Here is a 21,330-nt window from a genome sequence, read left to right as displayed (position 1 = left end):
ACCGATCCTTGACGGCGCGCGCGGGCGCACCCGCCGCACCCGTCCTCCTGGTGACCCCCCGTGACCGCTCCCCCGCAACCGGGTAACCGGGTAACCGAGCATATTCGAACACGGGTTCGATGTCCAGGAGACCGCGAAGAGGTTGGGTAGGCTGCGGTCCGTGCTCGTCGTCTCGACCGACTCGCGTACCTGGGCCGCCGACTCCGCCGCGCTGCTGCGCCAAGGCCCCGCGCGGGCCGGGCGCTGCAGGATCGTGGCCCTGGAGGGGCGCTCCGGTTCGGGCAAGACCCGGCTGGCCGATGCGCTGGCCGTGCCGCTCGGCTGCTCGGTCTTCCACCTCGACGACGTCTACCCCGGGTGGGACGGGCTGGCCGCGGCCGTCCCGCTGGTGCGCGAGTGGGTGGTCGAACCGCTGCTGCACGGGCGCGACCCGTGCTGGCGCCGCTACGACTGGGAGCGCGGCGGCTACTCCGGCTGGCACCGCACCCTCGCCGACGAGGTCCTGCTGGTCGAGGGGTGCGGCGCGGGGGCGAGGGATCTGCGCCCCTACCTGTCGGCGCTGGTCTGGGTGGACGTCCCCGATCCGGTGCGCCGCGAACGCCTGGAGGCCCGCTTCGACGCCGCGGCCTACGCGCCGCACCGCGAACGCTGGGCCACCCAGGAGACGGCCTTCTACCTGGAGAGCCGCCCCCGCGAACGCGCCGACCTCGTCATCGACAACAGCCGTCCGGTCCCGGAGTGGTGAACCGCCCGCCGGCCGGCCGCGCCGACCGATGGGGCCGGGGCCGTCGGGGCACGGAGAAAACGGGGTGCGGACCGGGGCGCCGAGCGGCCAGGATCGAAGACCATGAGCGATGCGATGCACATGGCGCCCGAACGCGGCGCTGACGACGCGCGGCGCCCGCTGGCCCTGGTCACGGGGGCCGGCCGGTCCGCGGGGATCGCCGCGTCCGTGGTACTGGACCTGGGCCGGGCGGGGTGGGACGTGGCGTTCACCTACTGGACCCCCTATGACGCGCGGATGGAGTGGGGAACCGATCCCGAAGCGCCCTCCGCGCTGCGGAAGCGGCTGGGCGGGCTCGGGGCGAGGGCGCTCGCGGTCGAGGCCGACCTGAGCGACCCCGCCGCACCGGCCGAGCTCTTCGACACCGTCGAGCGCGGCCTCGGCGGCGTCACCGCGCTGGTGCTCGCCCACGCCGAGTCCGTCGACTCCGGCCTGCTGGACACCACGGTGGACAGCTTCGACCGGCATTTCGCGGTCAACGCCCGGGCGACGTGGCTGCTGATCAGGGAGTACGGGCTGCGCTTCCGCGGCGCGCACGGCAGCGGCCGGATCGTCAGCCTGACCAGCGACCACACCGCGGGGAACCTGCCCTACGGGGCGAGCAAGGGCGCGGTGGACCGGATCACCCTGGCCGCGGCCCGTGAGCTCGCCCACCTGGGCGTGACCGCCAACGCCGTCAACCCCGGTCCGACGGACACCGGGTGGATGACGGAGGAGCACAAGGCCGACATGGTCGGCCTCACCCCGCTGGGCCGGATCGGCGTGCCTCAGGACAGCGCGAACCTGATCACGTTCCTGTGCTCCCAGGCCGGTGGCTGGGTCAACGGCCAGCTCCTGCACAGCAACGGGGGTCTGCAGTAGCGCTCCGCCCCGGAGGCTCGGGCCCGGCTCCACCGAGGTCCGCAGAAGCGGGACGGCCGAGGCCTGCTCGGGGGCACGGTCTGCTGTGCGGCCCCGTCGGCTGCCGAGTGACGGGGTCTGCACGGGAAAAGCGGCGAGGAGGGCGGGCAGGGACGCGAGCGGACACGCAAGCCGCAGCTCCCTCGCCGACCTTGACCTCGAGTTTCAACCTCGGCCCCGGGGCGGAGCAGCCGCGCGGGCGGGCCCCCACCTCGACCCCAGGGAGTCGTGAAGGCCCGCCCCAGGAGGGACGGCGCGCGGGTGGGTCCTCTCCCCCTCGACCCCCGATGGCCGAGGTCACAACTCACGTTGACCTTGTGGGGCCTGAAAACGTTGCGACAACCCCGACAAGGCCAAGATCGGCGAGAAGACGGGGCGCCGTCGGCTCAGCCCTCGTCGTCCATCATCTCCTCGTCGGCCATGGACTCCTCGTCGTCCATCGACCCCTCACCCTCCATGGCGTCCTCATCGTCCATGGGCTCCTCCTCCATGGACTCCTCGCCCATCGGGGACTCCTCGGTCATGGGCGACTCCGACTCGGAGGTGACCTCGCTCCCCCGCCCCTCGGCGTCGTTGCAGGCCGCCAGGGGCAGCGCGGTCATCAGGGCGATGCCGCCGACGGCGGCGACGCGGCGCAGGGCTGCCAGGTTCTCGGAACTCATTTCCTCACTCCTTGCGGTTGTCTGGTTTCTCTGTGCTACGGACGTACGGCGCGGCCGTCCGCCCGCCGTGCGGCGCACCGCACGGGGTCATGGCCGCCCGGGACGGCCGTTCCGTCCCGGGCGGAACGGCTTCCTCAGGTGACGGTCACGGTGACGGTGTGCAGGCCGGTGGCGCCGTCGGGGGCCGGGGGCGCCTCGGCCGCGGTCTGGGTGCGCCCCGAGCGGTCGGTGGCCCGGACCTGCAGGGTGTGCTCGCCCGGTGCCGCCTCCCATTCCATGAGCCACTGCCGCCAGGTGTCGGCGGTGTCCTCCTCGGACAGCCGCGCCTGCTGCCACGGCTCGTCGTCCACGCGCACCTCGACGCGGTCGACGCCGACGTGCTGGGCCCAGGCCACGCCCGCCACCGTCACCCTGCCCCGGCCGACGCCGCCGCCCGCGCGCGGGGTGTCGATGCGCGACTGGGTCTTGATCGGCCCCTTCGCCGACCAGCCGCGCGGCACCCAGTAGGCGTCGAAGGCGCCGAACGTGGTCAGCTCCATCTCCACCAGCCATTTGCAGGCCGAGACGTAGCCGTAGAGCCCCGGCACGACCATGCGCACCGGGAAGCCGTGCTCGACCGGCAGCGGCACCCCGTTCATGCCGAGCGCGAGCATCGCGTCCCTGCCGTCGAGCACGTCGGCGACCGGGGTGCCGATCGTCATGCCGTCGGAGGAGCGCGACACGATCTGGTCGGCCGCACCGCCCTCGGCCGGGGCGCGCACGCCCGCCTCGCGCAGCAGCGCGGCCAGCGGCACCCCGATCCAGCGCGCGTTGCCGATGTACTCGCCGCCCACGGGGTTGGACACGCACGCCAGCGTGATGTCGCGCTCGATCAGGTCCGACCGGTTGAGCAGGTCGTCGTAGGCGTACTCGCGCTCGGTCACGCCCCGGCCGTGGACGCGCAGCCGCCAGGCGGTGGCGTCGATGCGCGGCACCGACAGCGCCGTGTCGATCCGGTAGAAGCCCTCGTTGGCGGTGAAGAACGGCGCCAGGCCGGCGATCTCCAGGTCGACGCCGTCGGGCAGGGGCGGGGCGGGCGAGGCGGGACGGGGCAGCCGGATCGCCGCGCGCACCGCCGTGGTGTCGACGCGGGTCACCGAGAGCCGGTGCCCGGCGAACCCGGCGCCGGCCGACAGCGTCGCGGTCGCGCCCGCCAGCAGCACGAACCGGCGCCGGTCGAAGCCCGGCGCACCGCCCGCCCGAGACGCCGCGCCCGCTCCGGCGTCCCCTGCTGCGGGCGCGGACGCGCCGTCCGGTGCGCCGCCTCCTCCGGATCCGCCCTCCGGTGCCGGTCCGGCCCTGCGCGGCCGGGACGCCTCCAGCAGCAGCCACAGCACGGCGGCCGCGACCAGGCCGCCGGCGACGGAGGGCAGCACGTCGACGGCCGTTCCGTCCGGCCTGCTCAGCGCAGCCACCGCGCCGATGAGCGCGAACAGGGCGATGCCGACCGCGCCGAGCCGCCGGCGGCGCCGCCCGGCGACGCCGATCAGCGCCGCGAAGGCGGCGAGCACCACGGCCATGCCGCCGAGCAGGACGGGCTTGTCCGCCGTGCCGAACGCCTCGACGGCGAAGTCCTTGAGCGGCGGCGGCGTCAGATCGATGACGGCGCCGCCCACGACGAGCAGCGGAGCGGCCCCGGGCGCGATCAGGGGCGCGGCGAGCTCGGCCGCGGCCAGCGCCGCGCAGGCGGCGAGGACGCCGCACAGGGCGTCGACGAGCCGGGGCGGGGACGTCTGCGAGGATCGGTCGTCCAGATGGTCGGTCACGCCCCTGCTTCGGAGCGGTCCGAAGCGGGGCGACCCCGATTTCGGTAACGGAATCGCAACGGCTGGATTCGCCGGGGTCCGTCCGGATCGGCGGGGATCCGCCGGGATTCACCGTCCGGTGGACGTCGCCTCCCCCGCCCCGGTTCCGAATGCCATGGTGGAGATCAGCGTGCCGCGCACCCCGGTGCCCGGCCACGAGTCGAGGAACGGTGACGCGGGTGGAGCGGGCGATACCGGTGGGTCCGGTGCACGGACAGCCCTTCGGATCCGCGGCGGAGGGCCCGCCCGATCTCGCCGACCGGTTGCGCGCGATCGCCCTGGGCGACCTGGCGGCGTTCGAGGAGTTCTACCGCGAGCTGTCCGGGCCGGTGTTCGGGCTGGTGCGCCGGGTGCTGCGGGACAGGGCCCAATCGGAGGAGGTGACCCAGGAGGTGTTCACGGACGTGTGGCGGCTGGCCGCCCGGTTCGACCCGGCGATGGGCTGCGCGCGTTCCTGGGTGCTGACCATGGCGCACCGCCGGGCGGTCGACCGGGTCCGCTCGGAGCAGGCCGCCACCGCGCGCACCGAGGAGGCCGGCCGGCTGGACCCGGTGGCCTCCCCGGCCGACGACGTGCCCGAGCAGGTGGAGCACCGGCTGGAACGGGAGAAGGTGCGGCGCTGCCTGCGCCGCCTGACCGAACTGCAGCGCGAGACCGTCCGGCTGACCTACTACACGGGCTACACCCAGCGCGAGGCCGCCGACCTGCTCGGGGTCCCGCTGACCACGGTGAAGGGCCGACTGCGCGACGGGCTGATCCGGCTGCGCGACTGCCTGGGGGTGGGCGCATGAGCACGCCCGACCACGAGGCGCACGGGCTGACCGCCGGCTACGCCGTGCACGCCCTGACCCCCGAGGAGCGCGAAAGGGCGGAGCGGCACCTGGGCGAGTGCCAGGACTGCCGACGTGACCTGGAGGAGTTCCGCGAGACGACGGTGCGGCTGGCCTACGGCGCCGCCGAGGCCCCGGACGAACGGGTGTGGCTGCGGCTGCGGGCGAGCGTGCCCGACGTCCGCAGGCTTCCGCCCGGCGTCGCCGAGGACGCCCCCGATCGCGCGCCGGGGTCCGTCGTCACCGCCATGGCCGGGCGCCGCAGGCCGCACCGGCGGCTGCCCTGGCTCATCGCGGCGGCGTCGGTGCTGATCGCGGTGGTGTTGGCCGGCGCCACCGTGTCGATGGACCGGCGCATGACCGAGCTGCGGGCGCACACGGCCGAGGTCGAAGCCCTGCTCGCCGCCCCCGACACCAGCATGACCGAGTCGCCGGTCACCGAGAGCGAGGCTCGGGCCACCGTCTTCGCCTCCCAGGAGCACGACGCGGTGATGATCGTGGTGAAGGGCCTGCCGCCGGCTCCGGAGGGCATGGGCTACCAGATGTGGGTCGTCGACGGCGCGGACATGCGCTCGGCCGGCATGCTGCAGCCCTCCGCCGACGGCATGCTCACCGGCATGTCCTTCGACCTGGGCTCGGCCCGGCAGCTCGGCATCACGATGGAGCCGGCCGGGGGCATGCCGCACCCCAGCAAGGAACCGATGAAGGTGGAGGTGTGACGGGGCGGGTCCCTGCGCCTTCCGGGCGGGGCCCGGATCACAATGGTCGGGAGCACGGTGACGCGGCGGCCGCCCCGCGGCGGGCCCCGCCGGGCCGGCCGACCGGACCAGACGAGAGGTGCATCCCATGGAGAAGTTGTCGCTGACCGCCCTCGCCCGTCAGCAGCTCGAAGCCGCGCGGCGGAGTTCGAGCGGCCGCGGCGCCAAGACCGTGTACGGCGGGCACGAGCACGTGCTGCGCCAGACGCTGATCCCGCTGACCGCCGGACGGGTGCTCGACGAACACGAGAACCCCGGGGAGGCGACCGTGTACGTGCTGCAGGGCCGGGTGCGCCTGCACGCGAAGGAGACGTCCTGGGAGCGCGGAGACGCCTCCTGGGAGGGCAGGCCCGGCGACCTGATCATTGTGCCCAATGCCCGGCACAGCCTGGAGGCGCTGGAGGACTCGGTGGTGCTGCTCACCGTGGCCAAGATCGGCTGAGCGGCCCGGTCCGGGACGCCCCTGCGCGGAAAGGAGGGCGGGGCGGACGGCGCGGCCCGGCTCCGTTGTCGATGACCGCTGGAACTCCCCAGCGCGGAGAACGTGTCCACGCCGGGCGAGAGGGGCGGGAACTCCCGCGGAGCCAAAGAGACAAAAGGCGCCGGAAGAGCGACCGAAGCAATTCCCAAAAAAAGGATAATGCGGCGCACCGAACAATAAGGAAACAACCAACCGGAACGGGACGATCGAAAAAGCGCCGCCGCACCTGTTGGGTGCGGCGGCGCCTGTGAGCCGCCCGGCGGACCTGGTGGGCCCGGGCGGGGTCCTTCGCCGCGGCCTCGCTACTCGGCGATCAGCTGGCGCAGCACGTACTGCAGGATGCCGCCGTTGCGGTAGTAGTCGGCCTCACCGGGGGTGTCGATGCGCACCACGGCGTCGAACTCCACGCCGGTGTCGGTGCTCACCTTCACCGTGGCGGGGACGCGGCCCTCGTTGAGCTCGGTGATGCCGGTGATGGAGAAGGCCTCCTCGCCGGTCAGGCCGAGGGAGTCCGCCGACCGCCCCTCGGGGAACTGCAGCGGCAGCACGCCCATGCCGATGAGGTTGGAGCGGTGGATGCGCTCGTAGGACTCGGTGATGACCGCGCGCACGCCCAGCAGGGCGGTGCCCTTGGCCGCCCAGTCGCGCGAGGAGCCGGAGCCGTACTCCTTGCCGCCGAGCACCACCAGCGGGGTGCCCTGCGCGGCGTAGTTCTGCGCGGCGTCGTAGATGAAGCTCACCGGAGCGCCGTCCTGAGTGAAGTCGCGGGTGTAGCCGCCTTCGGTGCCCGGGGCGATCTGGTTGCGCAGCCGGATGTTGGCGAAGGTGCCGCGGATCATCACCTCGTGGTTGCCGCGCCGCGAACCGTAGGAGTTGAAGTTCCTGCGCTCGACCCCGTGCTCCTTGAGGTACTGCCCGGCCGGGGTGTCGACCTTGATCGCGCCGGCCGGCGAGATGTGGTCGGTGGTGACCGAGTCGCCCAGCTTGGCCAGGACGCGGGCGCCGGAGATGTCGGTGACCGGCTCCGGGTTCTCGGCCATGCCCTCGAAGTAGGGGGGCTTGCGGACGTAGGTGGAGTCGCCGTCCCATTCGAAGGTGTCGCCGGTCGGCGTGGGCAGCGAGCGCCAGCGCTCGTCACCGGCGAACACGTCGGAGTAGGCCTGCTCGTACATGTCCGAGGCGATCGCGGAGTCCATGACCTCCTGGATCTCCTCGGCGGAGGGCCAGACGTCGGCCAGGTACACCGGCTCGCCGTCGGTGCCCGTGCCCAGCGGCTCGGTGGTGATGTCGACGTCCATGGAGCCGGCCAGCGCGTAGGCCACCACGAGCGGCGGCGAGGCCAGGTAGTTCATCTTGACGTCGGGGTTGATCCGGCCCTCGAAGTTGCGGTTGCCGGACAGCACCGAGGTGACCGCGAGGTCGTGGTCGTTGACGGCCTTGGAGACCTCCTCCGGCAGCGGGCCGGAGTTGCCGATGCAGGTGGTGCAGCCGTAGCCGACCAGGTTGAAGCCGAGCTTGTCCAGGTACGGGGTGAGTCCGGAGCGCTCGTAGTAGTCGGTGACGACCTTGGAGCCCGGGGCGAGCGAGGTCTTGACCCACGGCTTGCGGGACAGTCCCTTCTCCACCGCCTTCTTGGCCAGCAGGGCCGCGCCCAGCATGACCGAGGGGTTGGAGGTGTTGGTGCAGGAGGTGATCGCGGCGATCACCACGGCGCCGTGGTCGATCTCGGTCACGGTGCCGTCGGCCAGGGTGACCGTGGCGGGATTGTGCGGCCGCTTGAGCAGGTCGGTGGTGGTGTGGCCGGCCGGGGCGCCTGTCGTGTCCGGGCCGGGCGGCACGTTCGGAACCGGCTCCTTCTCCTCCCCGCTCTTGGTCGCGCTGGCGGGGATGTAGCCGGGCGGGTCGGAGGCCGGGTACGAGTCAGCGGACGTCTTGTCCAGGAGGTTCCCGAGGCCGTCGTCGTGCACGTAGTCGCGCGCGTTCCTGCGCCAGGTCGGCTTGGCCTCGGCCAGGGCGATGCGGTCCTGCGGGCGCTTGGGGCCGGCGATGGAGGGCACCACGTCGGCGAGGTCGAGCTCCATGTACTCGGAGTAGACCGGCTCGACCGACGGGTCGTGCCAGAGGCCCTGCTCCTTGGCGTAGGCCTCGACCAGACGGGTCTGGTCCTCGCTGCGGCCGGTCAGGCGCATGTAGCGGATGGTCTCGTCGTCGATCGGGAAGATCGCGGCGGTGGAGCCGAACTCCGGGCTCATGTTGCCGATGGTGGCGCGGTTGGCCAGCGGCACCGACCCGACGCCGTCGCCGTAGAACTCGACGAACTTGCCGACGACGCCGTGCTCGCGCAGCATCTCGGTGATGGTCAGCACCAGGTCGGTGGCCGTGGTTCCGGGCTTGAGCTCACCGGTCAGCTTGAAGCCGACGACGCGCGGGATGAGCATGGAGATCGGCTGGCCCAGCATGGCCGCCTCGGCCTCGATGCCGCCGACGCCCCAGCCCAGGATGCCCAGGCCGTTCTGCATGGTGGTGTGGGAGTCGGTGCCCACGCAGGTGTCGGGGTAGGCCTGGCCGTTGCGGGTCATGGTGACGCGCGCCAGGTGCTCGATGTTGGCCTGGTGCACGATGCCGGTGCCGGGCGGGACGACCTTGAACTCGTCGAACGCGGTCTGGCCCCAGCGCAGGAACTGGTAGCGCTCGCGGTTGCGCTCGTACTCGATCTCGACGTTGCGCTCGAAGGCGTCGGGCCGGCCGAAGATGTCGACGATGACGGAGTGGTCGATCACCAGCTCGGCCGGAGCCAGCGGGTTGATCTTGGCCGGGTCGCCGCCCAGGTCGTTGACGGCCTCGCGCATGGTCGCGAGGTCCACCACGCACGGGACGCCGGTGAAGTCCTGCATGATCACCCGCGCGGGGGTGAACTGGATCTCCTGGCTGGGCTGGGCGGTCGCGTCCCAGTCGCCCAGGGCCCGGATGTGCTCGGCGGTGACGTTCGCGCCGTCCTCGGTGCGCAGGAGGTTCTCCAGCAGCACCTTCAGGCTGTAGGGAAGACGCTTGGAGCCCTCGACGGCGTCCAAGCGGAAGATCTCATACGACTCGTCGCCAACGCGGAGCGTGTCACGGCTGCCGAAGCTGTTCGCGGACACGGTGATTGCCTCCTGATCTCGCCACTTTGTCCCAGCATCCTGCCTTAGGGCCGCGCCGGGAAATCACTGAGGCTGCCCTTACGAGCTCTGCGAGAGCGGTCCCCGATAGCCGTGGTCGCCTCCGACTCGCCGCACGCCGGACGCAGCGGTTCACCGGCCACGATGCCCCTGATCCCGGATCGGCCCCGCCATCGCCGGATCAGGCGGCCTCGGCACCATCATGGCAACTGCCCCACCGGGGCGCGATCAACCTCACATGCTCAGTGATTCGTTCTCGCTTTATCTCGACATCAAGCTACCGAACATATATCTCGATATCAAGCTACTGGCGGGTAATGAGGGGCGGTGAGAAGGGTTCCACCGGATTCCGCGGGCGGCCGTCCGGTGCCTCCGGCCGGGACGGGAGCGGCCGGAGGCACCGGACGGCGACGGGCCCCGCCGCGGTGCGCGTACTAGCCGAGTTGCGGCGCCACCCGGGACGCGACCAGCTCCAGGTGCTCCAGGTCGGACAGGTCCAGGACCTGCAGGTACATCCGCTCCGCGCCGATCTCGGCGAAGCGGCCGATCTTGTCGGCGACCTCGTCGGGGCTGCCGGCCAGGCCGTTGGCCTTGAGCTCATCGACCTCGCGGCCGATCGCTGCGGCGCGGCGGGCCACCTCGGCGTCGTCGCGGCCGCAGCACAGGACCTGCGCCGCCGAGTAGACCATGGGCGCCTGCCGCCCGGAGTCCTTGACCGCGGCGCGCGTGCGCTCGAACGCCGCCGAGGTGTCCTCGACCGAATTGAACGGCACGTTGTACTCGTCTGCGTGCCGGGCCGCCAGGCGCGGCGTCCGCTTGGGCCCGGTGCCCCCGATGAGCACCGGAGGACGCGGCGCCTGCGCCGGCTTGGGCAGGGCCGGGCTGTCGGAGAGCTGGTAGTGCCGCCCGGTGTAGGAGAACGTCTCTCCGGCCGGGGTGTCCCACAGGCCCGTGATGACGTCGAGCTGCTCCTCGTAGCGCTCGAAGCGCTCGCGGGCCGTGGCCGGGAACGGGATGCCGTAGGCGGAGTGCTCGTCCTCGTACCAGCCGGCGCCGAAGCCGAACTCCACCCGGCCCCCGCTCATCTGGTCGACCTGGGCGGCGCCGATCGCCAGCGGCCCCGGGTGCCGGAACGTCGCCGCGGTCATGAGCGTGCCCAGCCGGACCCGGCCGGTCTCCCTGGCGAGCCCGGCGAGGGTGATCCAGGCGTCGGTGGGGCCGGGGAGCCCGTCGCCGCCCATCGTCAGGTAGTGGTCGGAGCGGAAGAAGGCGTCGAAGCCGAGGTCCTCGGTGGCTCTTGCCACCGTGAGGAGGGTGTCGTAGCTCGCGCCCTGCTGCGGTTCGGTGAAGATCCTCAAACGCATGGGGCCCATTATCCCCGCTTCTCCCACCCGTCTCGGAAAGGACATCCGTCCCGTCCGCGCACGGGCGTCCGGGATGCCCGATGAGCTGCACTGCTCCCGAACTCTCCCGGTTCGGCCAGGTCATTGGTCCGATTGGTGCCACATGCCTACGGTCGCGTCGTTGGGATGGTCCAGCGGAAAGGACGAACATGCGGATCAAACAGCTGGCGATCGGCGCGGTAGCGACCCTGGCCGCCGCCGGAGGCGCGTTCATCGCCGCGGCGCCCGCGCACGCGGTCGACGTCATGGGGCCGTTCGAGAGCCAGGAGGAGTGCGAGGCCGCGGCCAAGGAGCTGTTCGAGGCCAAGCAGATCGCCGACGGCTTCTGCGCCCCGTCGATGGCCGAGAACGACACGTGGGTGCTGTGGGCCGACGAGAAGGTCGACTCCGCCCCGGCCGGCGAGCCGAGCGAGAACCCGGCCGGAACCCAGCAGCAGGAGGAGGTCCCCGGCGGGACCCAGGAGGAGGCCCCCGGCGGGACCCAGGAGGAGGAGACACCGGGTCAGAACCCGGCCTGACGGGTCGCTGACGGCGGCGCCGGCGGCAGTGCTACCGGCGCCGCCGCTGGACGCGCTCCAGCACGGCCAGGCACTCGACGTGGTGGGTCATCGGGAAGGCGTCGAACCCGCGGAGGTCCGCCAGCTCGTAGCCCGACTCGGCGAAGGCCGCGATGTCGCGGGCCAGGGTGGCCGGATCGCAGGAGACGTAGGCGACGCGGCGCGGCCGCAGCGCGCCCAGCGCCCGCACGACGGCGGTGCCGGCTCCCGCCCGGGGCGGGTCCAGGACGGCGACGTCGGCGCGCAGGTCGGACCACTCGCGCAGCCGCGAGGCGACGTCGCCGCGGTCCACCCGCGCCTGGGGCACGTCGCGCAGGTTGTGGTGGGCGTCGCGGACCGCGTCGGCCTGGCCCTCCACGCCCATCACCCGCCCCTCGGGCCCGACGACCTCGGCCAGCGCGCCGGCGAACAGGCCTGCGCCGCAGTACAGGTCGAGCGCCGTCTCACCCGGCTTGGGCTCGAGGGCCGCGAGCACGGCCGCGGTGAGCGTGTCGGCCGCGGCCGGGTGCACCTGCCAGAACCCGCCGGCGCCGACCCGCCACTCGCGGCCCGCCGCGTTCTCGCGGACGCCGCGCCGGCCCTTGATGGGCTGGGTGCGCCCGCCCTTGAACCGGCGCAGCAGCGCCGAGGACGCCTTGGGCTGCGGGAGCGCCGGGAGCCTGGCCCCGCGCGGGGTGACGATGACGGCGCTGTCGGCGGTGGAGCCGGAGGAGACCGCCTCGACCTCGGAGACGCCCGACCAGTCCAGGTCGGTGACGCCGAGCCGCTCCACCTCCGGGTGGGCGATGGGGCAGGAGTCGATGAGCTCCAGCTCGTGCGAACGGTGCCGGCGCAGCCCGGCGTTGCCCTCGGAGTCGACCGCGTAGCGCACCCGGGTGCGCCAGCCGAGCCCGTCGGGGGCACCGGGCAGCTCCTCGACGACGAGCTCCCGGTCCAGCTCGATGCCCGCGATGCGGCGGAGCTGCTCGGTCACCACCCTGGCCTTGATGGCGCGCTGGGCGGGCAGCGAGGCGTGCTGCCAGTCGCAGCCGCCGCACTTGCCGGGCCCGGCGAAGCGGCACGGGGCCTCCACCCGGTCCGGCGAGGCCTCCAGCACCTCCACGGCGTCGGCGCGCAGGAACCGCTTGGTCTCCTCGGTGACCAGCACCCGCACCCGTTCACCGGGCAGCGCGTGCCGCACGAACACGACCTGCTCGTCGTGCCGCCCCACGCACCACCCCCCGTGCGCGACGCCGTCCACGCGCAGCTCAAGGCGGGTTCCGACACGACTCATGTAAAACGACCTCTCGGGCGACGGGGCGGGCGGGGCAGCGGGGATCAGGCGGGGACCGCGCGGACGGCCGGGGAAAGGCACCCGCTCATCTGCGTCAACTCTAGTCGAGGCGGTGCGTCGCCGTGGCCCGGCCGAAGACCGGGCCGATCGATCCGGGCGGGCGGGCACCGCGGGCGAGCGTTTCGGCGCGCCGTTCGATACGGTCGGTTCGTTGGCGCCGACGGGGATCGCGGCGCGCCCGCGCCCCCGTCGCCCCGTGTCGAGCGCCCCGGGAGCGGATAGCCAGTGCACATCGTCATATTGGGCTGCGGGCGGGTGGGGTCCACCCTCACGCACACGTTGGAGGACATGGGGCACACGGTCGCGGTGATCGACCGCGAGCCCGAGGCGTTCCGCCGGCTGCGCTCGTCCAGCGCCAAGTGCGCCGTCGCGGGTCTGGGGCACGACCGCGAGGTGCTCATCAGGGCCGGAATCGAGTCCGCGACCGCGTTCGCCGCCGTGAGCAGCGGTGACAACTCCAACATCATCGCCGCGCGGGTGGCCAGGGAGTCCTTCGGCGTGCGCCACGTCGTCGCCCGCATCTACGACCCCCGGCGCGCCCAGGTCTACCAGCGGCTGGGCATCCCCACCGTGGGAACCGTGCGTTGGACGGCCGACACGATCCTGCGCCGGCTGGTCCCGGGCGGCGGTGCCCGCAACGGCGGGGACGGGACCGCTCCCGACGCCCTGTGGCACGATCCGTCGGGATCGCTGGTCATGACCGAGGCCGTGCTGGACGGGGCGTGGGCGGACCTGCGCGTCGAGCAGTTGGAGGCCGCGCTGCCGCTGCGCGTGGCCTACCTGTCGCGCGCCGGGGAGATCGTGCTGCCGCGGGGGGACTCCCCGCTGCTGGCCGGCGACGTCGTCCACGTGCTCGCCCAGGCCGCCGACATCGGCCGCGTCGAGGAGCGGCTGCGCGGGTCCGGGGGCGCGGTCGGCGGTGCGGCCGGAGGCGGAGCGGGCGAAGGAGGGAACCGGTGATGCGGGTCGCGATCGCGGGGGCCGGGGGCGTCGGCCGGTCCATCGCCGCCGAACTGCTCGACAACGGCCACGAGGTGCTGCTGATCGACCGCGACAGCCGCGCCATCAGCGTCGACGAGGTCGAACGGGCCGAATGGCTGCTGGCCGACGCCTGCGAGCTGAGCTCACTGGAGGACGCCCGGCTGGACCAGTTCGACGTGGTGGTCGCCGCCAGCGGAGACGACAAGGTCAACCTGGTCGTCTCGCTGCTGGCCAAGACCGAGTTCGGCGTGGGCAGGGTCGTCGCGCGGATCAACGACCCCCGCAACGAGTGGCTGTTCACCGAATCCTGGGGCGTCGACGTCGCGGTGTCGCCGCCGCGGCTGATGGCCGCGCTGGTCGACGACATGGCCGGGGTCAACCACGCCGGCGACGCGGTCGCCCTTATGGCGCTGCCCGACACCGACCTGCTGGAGCTCACGCTGCCCGACGGCGCCCCGCACGCGGGCCGGCCGGTGCGGGAGCTGTCGGCCGAGCTGCCCGAGGACACGGTTCTCGTCGCGGTCGTGCGCGACGGGCACGTGCGCGCCCCCTACGCCGAGACGATGCTGGAGGCAGGCGACGACCTGGTGTTCCTCAGCAGCGCCGAGGTCTCGGAGGAACTCGGCGACGTGCTGGCGCCGCGGGGGTAGCGCCTTCAGCGCCGCTCCCCCTCGGGGTCGGGGTCGGTCTCGATGGGGGTGCGGCCCCGGGCGAGCAGCCACACCATGGCGGCCAGCGCGGCCACCTGCAGCGGCCAGCCCATCAGGATCTTGGCCGCACCCAGCCAGCCGACCGTTCCGGCCGCCCACAGGGGGTACTGCACGACCACCCGGACGACGCAGGGCAGCACGAGCAGCCAGGTGAGCCGGGAGCTGAGCTTCAGGATGGCGGGATTGGCCCGCCATCCGGTGGGGTCGCCGGTGACCGCGCCGATCAGCAGGCCGACGGCGGGCCAGCGGATCAGGATGGTCAGGATGAGCACGGCCGCGTAGCCGGCGTTGTAGATGATGCCGGGCAGGAACGCGTCCTCCGCCTGGCCGCTGCGCAGCGCGAAGACGGCCGCGACGCCGATGCCGAGCAGGCTGTTGACGACGAACTGCACCGAGGAGCGCTGCACCAGCCGGACCGCGCCGAGCAGCACCGCCGCACCGATCCCCAGGCCCAGTGCGAGCCTGAGCTCGGTCGTGAGCAGGTAGGTGACGGTGAAGACGACGGTCGGCACCGCCGCCTCGGCCATGCCGCGCTTGCCGCCCAGGGCCTTGGAGAGCTGGGCGCGGACGACCGACTCGACGGTGTCCTTGGAGATCTCCCCGCCCACCTGATCCTCCCCGTCGGCCGGCTCGTCGGCGCCCGTGCGCCCCGGATCCGGCGACGCCGCCGATTCCGACCTCGGCTCCGCCTTCGGCACGGCCGCGGCGTCGTCCTCGGCGGTCTCGACGGCCCGGTGCTGCTCGGTCATGCTGCTCCTGACGGAAGATCCTGACGGGCGGTGCGCCGCGCGCGCTGCCACGCCGCGCGGCCGTCGGTGCGCGGCACCCGAACCGACCGGCCGGGACGCGCCCCTTCCACCCTAAGCGACGCCTCCCCGCGGCACCGTGTTTCCCGTCCGACGCGTCGCGCCCCGCGAGCGCGCGGGAGCGCCCGCGCTCACCGGCGCCGGTCGACCACCACGGCGGCCAGGACGAGGCATCCGGCCATCGGCAGTGCCAGCGGCGCCAGCGCCCAGGCCGCGACCGCCGCGGCGGCCAGGGCCGCGACCAGCAGGGCCGATCCCGCGGCGTCGGTGCGCGAACAACGCGCGGCCAGGCGCAGCAGGTCCGGCCAGCGCGCACCGGGCCGCCACGCCGCTGCGGCGCGCAGGGCGACGACGGCGACCGCCGCGGCCAGGACCACGCAGGCCAGCAGGACCGGCCGGCCACCGGGCAGCCCGGCCCGCACGATCAGCACGTCGGCCGCGAGCACCGCCGCCGCGCCCGCGATCGCCAGCGAGGGGCCCGGCGCCCCGGGCAGGGCCGACCGGAACCGGGCGAGGAAGTCGGCGATACCCGTGCTCCCCTCCCCCTCGATGTGGGCGCGCAGGTGGGCGCAGCCGGCGGCGAGCGCGGGCAGCAGCGTGACGACGGGCAGCGCCGCCAGCACGGCGAGCACACCCGCCAGCAGGCACTCCCCGAAGAGCGCGAACCGCTCGCCGGGCGCGGACCGGTGCGCTCCGGGCCGCGCCGGACCGGTCGGGCCCGGTGCCGGGGCCCGGTCGGCGGCGGCTCCGGAAGGCGACCGCTTCGGCACCGCGCTCACCCCTTCAGCCCGCTGGTCGCCATGCCCTGGACCAGCAGCCGCTGGAAGGCCAGGAAGAACAGCACCACCGGCAGCAGCGCGATCACCGACATCGCGATCATCGCGCCGTAGTCCGATGTGGCGGTCTGGTCGATGAACAGCCGCAGCGCCAGGGTGACCGGGTACTTCTCCGGCGTGTTGAGGTAGATCAGCGGCGCCAGCAGGTCGTTCCAGGTCCAGATGAAGGTGAAGATCGCCGCCGTGGTGAACGCCGGCCGCGACAGCGGTACGACCACGTGCCAGAAGATGCCCCAGTAGCCGCAGCCGTCGATGCGCGCGGCCTGGTCCAGCTCGCGCGGCAACTGGCGCATGAACTGCACCATGAGGAAGACGAAGAACGCCTCGGTGGCCAGGAACTTGCCGAGCAGCAGGGGCGCGTAGGTGTCGACCAGTCCCGCCTGCTGGAAGATGATGTACTGCGGGATGATCAGCACGTGGAACGGCAGCAGCAGCGTGGTGATCATCAGCACGAACATCAGGCCGCGCCCCCTGAAGCGCAGCCGGGCGAAGGCGTAGGCGGCCAGGGCCGAGGAGACCACGGTGCCGACGACCGAGGCCCCCGCCAGGACCAGCGAGTTGCGCAGGAAGACCAGGGCGCTGATGCCGGCGATGCCCTCCATGGCCCGCTGCAGGTTGTCGAGGACCGGCCGCGTGGGCAGCAGCTGGGTGCTGCCCACGATGTCGCCCGAGGGCTTGAACGCCGCCCCGACCACCCACACCAGGGGGTACAGGATCACCGCCAGCAGGGCCAGCGCAGCGAGGTGCCACGCCACCGAGGCGAGCCGGCCCCTGCTCCGCCGTTCGGCGGTGCGGCCGCCGTCCGCCGCAGCGCCGCCCGTGGTGGTCGCGGTGGCCGTTTCGTCGCTCATCGGCCGTCATCTCCCGAGTAGTAGACCCACGCGCGCGAGAGCCGGAACAGCAGCACCGCCACCAGGCCGGCGCCGAGGACGAGCATCCAGGCCATCGCCGAGGCGTATCCCATCCGGAACTGGGTGAACCCCTGCTGGTAGAGGTACAGGGTGTAGAACAGGGTCGACCCCGCGGGGCCGCCCGTTCCGTTGCTGACCACGAAGGAGGACGTGAACACCTGGAAGGCGTTGACGGTCTCCAGCAGCAGGTTGAAGAACAGCACCGGTGAGATCATCGGCAGGGTGATCGAGCCGAACTTGCGCAGTCGGCCCGCGCCGTCGACGTCGGCCGCCTCGTAGAGCTCGCGCGGGACCTGCTTGAGGCCGGCCAGGAAGATCACCATCGGCGCGCCGAACTGCCAGACGGCGAGCAGGATGAGCAGCCCCAGCGCGTAGTCGGGGTTGCCGACCCAGCCGCCGGTGTCGATGCCGACGGAGGACAGCGCCCGATCCACGACGGCGTCGTCGGAGAACAGCGCGCGCCAGACCAGTGCGACGCTGACGCTGGCCCCGAGCAGGGACGGCGCGTAGAACGCCGAACGGTAGAACCCCTGGCCCCGGCGCGGGCGGACCAGCAGCATGGCCACGGCCAGCGCCCCGGCCAGCTTCAGCGGGACCGAGACCGTCACGTAGACCAGGGTCACGCGCACGGACTGCAGCCACTGGTCGTCGCGGAACAGCGCGCGGTAGTTGTCCAGGCCGACCCATTCCGGCGCCGTGAACAGGTTGTAGTCGGTGAAGGACAGGTACAGGGAGGCCAGCATGGGCCCCATGGTCAGGAGCAGGAACCCCAGGATCCACGGGGAGAGGAAGGCGTAGCCCGCCAGGCCTTCGCGATCGGGGCGCCCGCGCCGCCGCCGCGGTGCGGCCGAGCGGGTGCGCTCGGCCGCGCCGCGCCCGGCGGACGGGGGCGAGTCGTGGGACAGGGCTGTCGACACCATCGGAAGGGACCGCTTCCTGCGCTCAGGGGTTCAGGGTGCGCTCGGCGAAGGCGGAGAACTCCGCCGCGGCCGCTTCGGGGGTCATCCGGTCGAAGCCGACCTCCTCCGAGATGCGGATGAACTCGGCCTCCAGCGCCCCCGCGCCGGCCGGCGGCGCCGGCGGCATCTCCTGCAGGTCGTCGAGCAGCTCGTCCTCGTAGGCGGCGATCGCCGCGTCGACCCCGCTGAACTCGGCGGCCTCGCGCTGGGTGGTGGTGGCGGGGATCCCCCGGCTGCCGCCGAAGATCTCCGCGACCTCGGGATCGTTGATCATGAAGTCGATCAGCGTCGCCGCCTCGGCCCGGTACTCGGTGCCGGCCGAGGCCGACAGCATCAGCGAGGGCTTGAGGTACTGGCCGAGCCGGTCGGGGTCGCTCGTGGGTACGGGGCTCAGCTCCACCTCCGCCTCGGCCTCCTCGGCGAAGCGCGCCAGGAAGTTGTCCCAGCTGAACTCCGACGCGGCGAGGTCGGCGCCGAGCGGCGACACCGGCAGGGCCTGGACGGCCTTGGACGCCGGCACCACCTGGTCGTCCTCGCGCAGGGACTCGCCCTGCTCCCAGAACTCGGCCAGCCGCTGCTCGTCGAACCCGAGCTCGCCGTCCTCGGTGAACAACTGCCCGCCCTCCTGGCGGAGCTGCAGCTCGAAGACCCAGATCAGGTTGGTGTAGTCGCTGCCGCCGTAGGGGTCGGCGCCCGTGGACCCGGTGACCGCCCGGACCGCCTCGTCGTAGTCCTCCCAGGACCATCCGGGCTCGGGCGCCGGCGCGCCGGCCTCCTCGAAGGCCGCCGGGTCGTGGAACAGGGCGAAGACGTTGCCGCCGATCGGCACGGCGTAGCGCGCCCCGTCGATCTCCCCCGCGGTCTGGAAGTTCTCCAGCAGGTCACCGGTGTCGAGGTTCTCGCCGGTCTGCTCGTTGAGGTCGAGCAGCACGCCCCGGTCGGCGTACTCGCGCAGGTAGGAGAAGTCCATCTGCAGCACGTCGGGCATCCCGCCCCCGGCGGTCTGGGTGGAGAGCTTCTCCCAGTAGCTGTCGTACTCGGAGAAGGTGGGGGTCACGGTGATGCCGGGGTTCTGCTCCTCGAACAGGTCGATCGCCTGCTGCATGAGCTCGGCCCGGTCGGCGTTGCCCCACCACGAGTAGCGCAGTTCCACGTTCCCGCTGCCCGAACCCCCGCCGCACCCCGCCGCGACCAGCCCCGCGGCCAGTGCGACGGCGGTCAGGCCGTAGGTCCGTGACCGTGCTCTCCGTGCCATTTCCCACCTCCGGTCAGGCGCCACGGCGCTTCCGCCGCGCCGCCACCGCTCCGATAAATCGTTTTATGGAAAGCGCTTGCTCGTTGTTAGAGGCTCAGATTAAGCTGCCGTTAAAACGACGTCAACGGGGTCTGTGCAAATTAGATCGATTGTGATCAGCCGCAGTCAGCCACAGCCGGAGGGCTCCCTCCCCGCACACCCGCCCCGACGTCCCCGGCAACTCCGCCCCAGAACGGACCCGCACGCGACCAGGCCGATGGAAGCCGCTATCCAACCCCCTGAGGAGGCCCCCTTGCCGGAACCCGCCCGACGCCCCGCCCCCGCCGCGCCCCGACCCCCGCGGTCCGCGGCGCGCGCGAGCACCCTCACCGCCCTCGCCCTCACCGGAGCCCTGACCTGCACGGCCACGCCCGCGCTCGCGGAGGAGCCGACCGGCTCCGCGACGATCGAGCCGGAGCTGATCAGCGAGATCGACACCAGCGCCGCGGGCGGCGGCGCGCGCATGCTGCTCGGCGACGTCGACGGCGACGGCCGCCGCGACATCGTGATGATGCAGCCGACCTACTCCGCCGACGACCGCTACATCGGCCGCCAGGTCCAGGCGCTCACCGCCTACGACATCACCGGGGAGATGCTCTGGCAGGCGGGCACCCCCGACCCCCGGGTCGAGCGCAACGGCACCGACATCCCCGCGCAGATCCACGACCTCGACGGCGACGGCCGCAACGAGGTCGTCGCCGTCATGGACGACCGGTTCACCGTCCTCGACGGCGGCACCGGCGACTTCGTCCGCGACTTCGCGCTGCCGCACCCCGAGGCCCACGACGCGATCGCGTTCGCCGACTTCCGGGGCACCGGCCGACCGAACGACATCCTGCTCAAGGACCGCTACAACCAGATCTGGGCCCTGGACGACCAGGGCGAGGTGCTGTGGACGCACGAGGGCGACGTCGGGCACTACCCGTGGCCCGTCGACCTCGACGGCGACGGCCGCCAGGAGCTCATGGCGGGCTACGACCTGCTCGACTCCGACGGCTCGGTGCTGTGGAGCGCCGACATGGCCGACCACGCCGACACGATGTGGATGGGCGACGTCGACGGCGACGGCGAGACCAACGTGGTCCTCGGCGGAGCCGAGACGGTCGCCCACGACACCGAGGGCAACGAGGTCTGGCGCAACAACGAGACGGTGGAGTCCCAGAACGTCATCCTCGGTGACTTCCGGCCCGACCTGCCCGGCCTGGAGACCCTGGGCCTGGACAGGATCGACCGCAGCGACGACGGCGTGGACGGGCTGTTCCTGATCGACTCCGAGGGGTCGATGGTCTTCCAGGAGGACCGCCGGACGCGCGGCTGCTGGGGTTCGATCCCCGGCAAGGTCCACAACTGGGACGGCGAGCACTCCGACCTGATGATGGCGTGGAACCGCGGCTGCGGCGAACTCCCCTCCGTCTTCAACGGCGACGGCGACGTGGTCACCCGGTTCGAGGTCGACGGCCGGCTGCAGACCGCCGACCTGTGCGGCGACGACAAGGAGGAGATCGTCAATTTCGTGCTGGGCGAGACCGCCCGCGTCTACGCCAACGGCGGGTGCGATCCCGACTCCCACGTCACCGGGGAACCCCTGCCCCAGACCAAGCAGTACTACAACTTCACCCGCTACACCGCGGGCGAGCAGCCGTTCGACCACGCCCCCGCCGGAACCGCCCGGGGCTCCAGCGCCCGCGACGGCAGCGGGGCCGACCTCGCCACCGACGGCGACCCCGCCACCGCCTGGCGCCCCGCGCCCCGGGACGGGCGGCCGTCATGGCTGGTCGACCTGGGCACCCGGCGCGAGATCACCTCGCTGCTGCTGACGCCGCGCACCGGCGCGCGGGTCGACTACCGGGTCGAGTCCTCGACCGACCGGGAGAGCTGGACCGAGCTGACGAGCGGCACGTTCACCGGAAAGGGCGAGCAGGAGCACGACGTCACCGGCATCGGGCGCTACGTCCGGGTCTCCTTCGACCGGGCCGGACCGGCCGGGCTCGCCGACATCCGGGTGCTCGGCAACCGCTGACGAGGAACGGGCGGGGCGCGACACGCGCCCCGCGGAGGCTCCTGCGGGCCGGGCGCGGCGCACGCCGCGCCCGGCCGCGGCTCTTCGGCCCGGCGCGAAACGG

19 protein-coding genes are annotated in these 21,330 nt (G+C 72.9%); 9 read left to right on the top strand and 10 right to left on the bottom strand.

The features are described from left to right. Window positions 1–160 precede the first annotated feature (160 nt). Window positions 161–745: a nucleoside/nucleotide kinase family protein gene (locus tag HDA32_RS09385; protein WP_179642821.1), complete on the top strand. Its 585-nt coding sequence runs from the start codon at window positions 161–163 to the stop codon at window positions 743–745. 102 nt (window positions 746–847) lie between these two features. Continuing rightward, entirely contained in the window at window positions 848–1,645 is a 798-nt protein-coding gene (locus tag HDA32_RS09380; RefSeq protein WP_246334277.1) for an SDR family oxidoreductase, read from the top strand. Between the two features lie 425 nt (window positions 1,646–2,070). On the opposite strand, the gene HDA32_RS09375 is transcribed toward HDA32_RS09380, so the two are convergent. Then, window positions 2,071–2,346 (bottom strand): hypothetical protein, encoded by a 276-nt coding sequence (locus HDA32_RS09375; protein ID WP_179642820.1) that lies wholly within the window; start codon window positions 2,344–2,346, stop codon window positions 2,071–2,073. A gap of 134 nt (window positions 2,347–2,480) precedes the next feature. After that, window positions 2,481–4,151 carry a molybdopterin-dependent oxidoreductase gene (locus tag HDA32_RS09370; protein WP_312863104.1) on the bottom strand — a complete coding sequence of 557 codons (1,671 nt, stop codon included), beginning with the start codon at window positions 4,149–4,151 and terminating at the stop codon, window positions 2,481–2,483. A 245-nt stretch (window positions 4,152–4,396) separates the two neighbouring features. On the opposite strand from HDA32_RS09370, the gene sigK reads away from it, so the two are divergent. The 3 genes from sigK (at window position 4,397) to HDA32_RS09355 (ending at window position 6,220) form a co-directional block, all read left to right on the top strand. After that, complete coding sequence (gene sigK, locus HDA32_RS09365) at window positions 4,397–4,981, top strand: ECF RNA polymerase sigma factor SigK (protein ID WP_312863103.1); 585 nt, start codon at window positions 4,397–4,399, stop codon at window positions 4,979–4,981. Continuing rightward, complete coding sequence (locus HDA32_RS09360) at window positions 4,978–5,739, top strand: anti-sigma factor (RefSeq protein ID WP_179642818.1); 762 nt, start codon at window positions 4,978–4,980, stop codon at window positions 5,737–5,739. Before sigK ends, HDA32_RS09360 begins: the two co-directional genes overlap by 4 nt. 127 nt (window positions 5,740–5,866) lie before the next feature. After that, window positions 5,867–6,220 carry a cupin domain-containing protein gene (locus HDA32_RS09355; protein WP_179642817.1) on the top strand — a complete coding sequence of 118 codons (354 nt, stop codon included), beginning with the start codon at window positions 5,867–5,869 and terminating at the stop codon, window positions 6,218–6,220. 341 nt (window positions 6,221–6,561) lie between these two features. Here HDA32_RS09355 and HDA32_RS09350 read toward each other — a convergent pair whose 3' ends face one another. Together HDA32_RS09350 and HDA32_RS09345 are read right to left on the bottom strand one after the other, a co-directional pair. Next, entirely contained in the window at window positions 6,562–9,399 is a 2,838-nt protein-coding gene (locus HDA32_RS09350; protein WP_179642816.1) for an aconitate hydratase, read from the bottom strand. 452 nt (window positions 9,400–9,851) lie between these two features. Then, window positions 9,852–10,781, bottom strand: a complete 930-nt coding sequence (locus HDA32_RS09345) for an LLM class F420-dependent oxidoreductase (protein WP_179642815.1) — start codon at window positions 10,779–10,781, stop codon at window positions 9,852–9,854. A 188-nt stretch (window positions 10,782–10,969) separates the two neighbouring features. Here HDA32_RS09345 and HDA32_RS09340 point away from each other — a divergent pair, with 188 nt between their 5' ends. Next, the gene (locus tag HDA32_RS09340; RefSeq protein ID WP_179642814.1) at window positions 10,970–11,338 is read left to right on the top strand and encodes a hypothetical protein; all 369 of its coding nucleotides are present in this window, start codon (window positions 10,970–10,972) and stop codon (window positions 11,336–11,338) included. Between the two features lie 31 nt (window positions 11,339–11,369). On the opposite strand, the gene HDA32_RS09335 is transcribed toward HDA32_RS09340, so the two are convergent. Then, window positions 11,370–12,650: a class I SAM-dependent RNA methyltransferase gene (locus tag HDA32_RS09335; protein ID WP_179642813.1), complete on the bottom strand. Its 1,281-nt coding sequence runs from the start codon at window positions 12,648–12,650 to the stop codon at window positions 11,370–11,372. A 285-nt stretch (window positions 12,651–12,935) separates the two neighbouring features. Between HDA32_RS09335 and HDA32_RS09330 the strand changes: the two genes are divergently transcribed. Beyond that, window positions 12,936–13,670, top strand: a complete 735-nt coding sequence (locus HDA32_RS09330) for a potassium channel family protein (protein WP_179642812.1) — start codon at window positions 12,936–12,938, stop codon at window positions 13,668–13,670. Beyond that, window positions 13,670–14,341 (top strand): potassium channel family protein, encoded by a 672-nt coding sequence (locus tag HDA32_RS09325; RefSeq protein WP_179642811.1) that lies wholly within the window; start codon window positions 13,670–13,672, stop codon window positions 14,339–14,341. The genes HDA32_RS09330 and HDA32_RS09325 overlap by 1 nt, the downstream gene beginning before the upstream one ends. Window positions 14,342–14,346: 5 nt before the next feature. Here HDA32_RS09325 and HDA32_RS09320 read toward each other — a convergent pair whose 3' ends face one another. The 5 genes from HDA32_RS09320 to HDA32_RS09300 all read right to left on the bottom strand — a co-directional run bounded on the left by HDA32_RS09320 (window position 14,347) and on the right by HDA32_RS09300 (window position 19,168). Then, window positions 14,347–15,150, bottom strand: coding sequence for a DUF3159 domain-containing protein (locus HDA32_RS09320; protein ID WP_179642810.1), 804 nt, complete (start codon window positions 15,148–15,150; stop codon window positions 14,347–14,349). Window positions 15,151–15,338: 188 nt separating this feature from the next. Beyond that, entirely contained in the window at window positions 15,339–15,977 is a 639-nt protein-coding gene (locus HDA32_RS09315; RefSeq protein ID WP_218882386.1) for a hypothetical protein, read from the bottom strand. Between the two features lie 5 nt (window positions 15,978–15,982). Continuing rightward, window positions 15,983–16,894, bottom strand: a complete 912-nt coding sequence (locus HDA32_RS09310; protein WP_179642809.1) for a carbohydrate ABC transporter permease — start codon at window positions 16,892–16,894, stop codon at window positions 15,983–15,985. Beyond that, on the bottom strand, window positions 16,891–17,874 hold the full coding sequence (locus HDA32_RS09305) for a carbohydrate ABC transporter permease (RefSeq protein ID WP_179642808.1): 984 nt from the start codon (window positions 17,872–17,874) through the stop codon (window positions 16,891–16,893). Before HDA32_RS09305 ends, HDA32_RS09310 begins: the two co-directional genes overlap by 4 nt. 22 nt (window positions 17,875–17,896) lie before the next feature. Beyond that, the gene (locus HDA32_RS09300) at window positions 17,897–19,168 is read right to left on the bottom strand and encodes an ABC transporter substrate-binding protein (protein WP_179642807.1); all 1,272 of its coding nucleotides are present in this window, start codon (window positions 19,166–19,168) and stop codon (window positions 17,897–17,899) included. A 292-nt stretch (window positions 19,169–19,460) separates the two neighbouring features. On the opposite strand from HDA32_RS09300, the gene HDA32_RS09295 reads away from it, so the two are divergent. Next, window positions 19,461–21,227 carry a discoidin domain-containing protein gene (locus HDA32_RS09295; protein ID WP_179642806.1) on the top strand — a complete coding sequence of 589 codons (1,767 nt, stop codon included), beginning with the start codon at window positions 19,461–19,463 and terminating at the stop codon, window positions 21,225–21,227. Window positions 21,228–21,330: the final 103 nt, after the last annotated feature.

Origin of the sequence: Spinactinospora alkalitolerans, from assembly GCF_013408795.1 — a bacterium.
Taxonomy (GTDB): domain Bacteria; phylum Actinomycetota; class Actinomycetes; order Streptosporangiales; family Streptosporangiaceae; genus Spinactinospora; species Spinactinospora alkalitolerans.
Note: the sequence above shows the minus strand (reverse complement) of the source record. Positions and strands in the feature narration are given on the sequence as shown.

Bases quoted from the DNA above. Each gene is read 5' to 3' on its own strand.
- HDA32_RS09380 (WP_246334277.1), top strand. From the start codon at position 848: ATGAGCGATGCGATGCACATGGCGCCCGAACGCGGCGCTGACGACGCG.
- HDA32_RS09375 (WP_179642820.1), bottom strand. From the start codon at position 2,346: ATGAGTTCCGAGAACCTGGCAGCCCTGCGCCGCGTCGCCGCCGTCGGC.
- HDA32_RS09360 (WP_179642818.1), top strand. From the start codon at position 4,978: ATGAGCACGCCCGACCACGAGGCGCACGGGCTGACCGCCGGCTACGCC.
- HDA32_RS09355 (WP_179642817.1), top strand. From the start codon at position 5,867: ATGGAGAAGTTGTCGCTGACCGCCCTCGCCCGTCAGCAGCTCGAAGCC.
- HDA32_RS09345 (WP_179642815.1), bottom strand. From the start codon at position 10,781: ATGCGTTTGAGGATCTTCACCGAACCGCAGCAGGGCGCGAGCTACGAC.
- HDA32_RS09340 (WP_179642814.1), top strand. From the start codon at position 10,970: ATGCGGATCAAACAGCTGGCGATCGGCGCGGTAGCGACCCTGGCCGCC.
- HDA32_RS09335 (WP_179642813.1), bottom strand. From the start codon at position 12,650: ATGAGTCGTGTCGGAACCCGCCTTGAGCTGCGCGTGGACGGCGTCGCG.
- HDA32_RS09325 (WP_179642811.1), top strand. From the start codon at position 13,670: ATGCGGGTCGCGATCGCGGGGGCCGGGGGCGTCGGCCGGTCCATCGCC.
- HDA32_RS09320 (WP_179642810.1), bottom strand. From the start codon at position 15,150: ATGACCGAGCAGCACCGGGCCGTCGAGACCGCCGAGGACGACGCCGCG.
- HDA32_RS09310 (WP_179642809.1), bottom strand. From the start codon at position 16,894: ATGAGCGACGAAACGGCCACCGCGACCACCACGGGCGGCGCTGCGGCG.
- HDA32_RS09305 (WP_179642808.1), bottom strand. From the start codon at position 17,874: ATGGTGTCGACAGCCCTGTCCCACGACTCGCCCCCGTCCGCCGGGCGC.
- HDA32_RS09300 (WP_179642807.1), bottom strand. From the start codon at position 19,168: ATGGCACGGAGAGCACGGTCACGGACCTACGGCCTGACCGCCGTCGCA.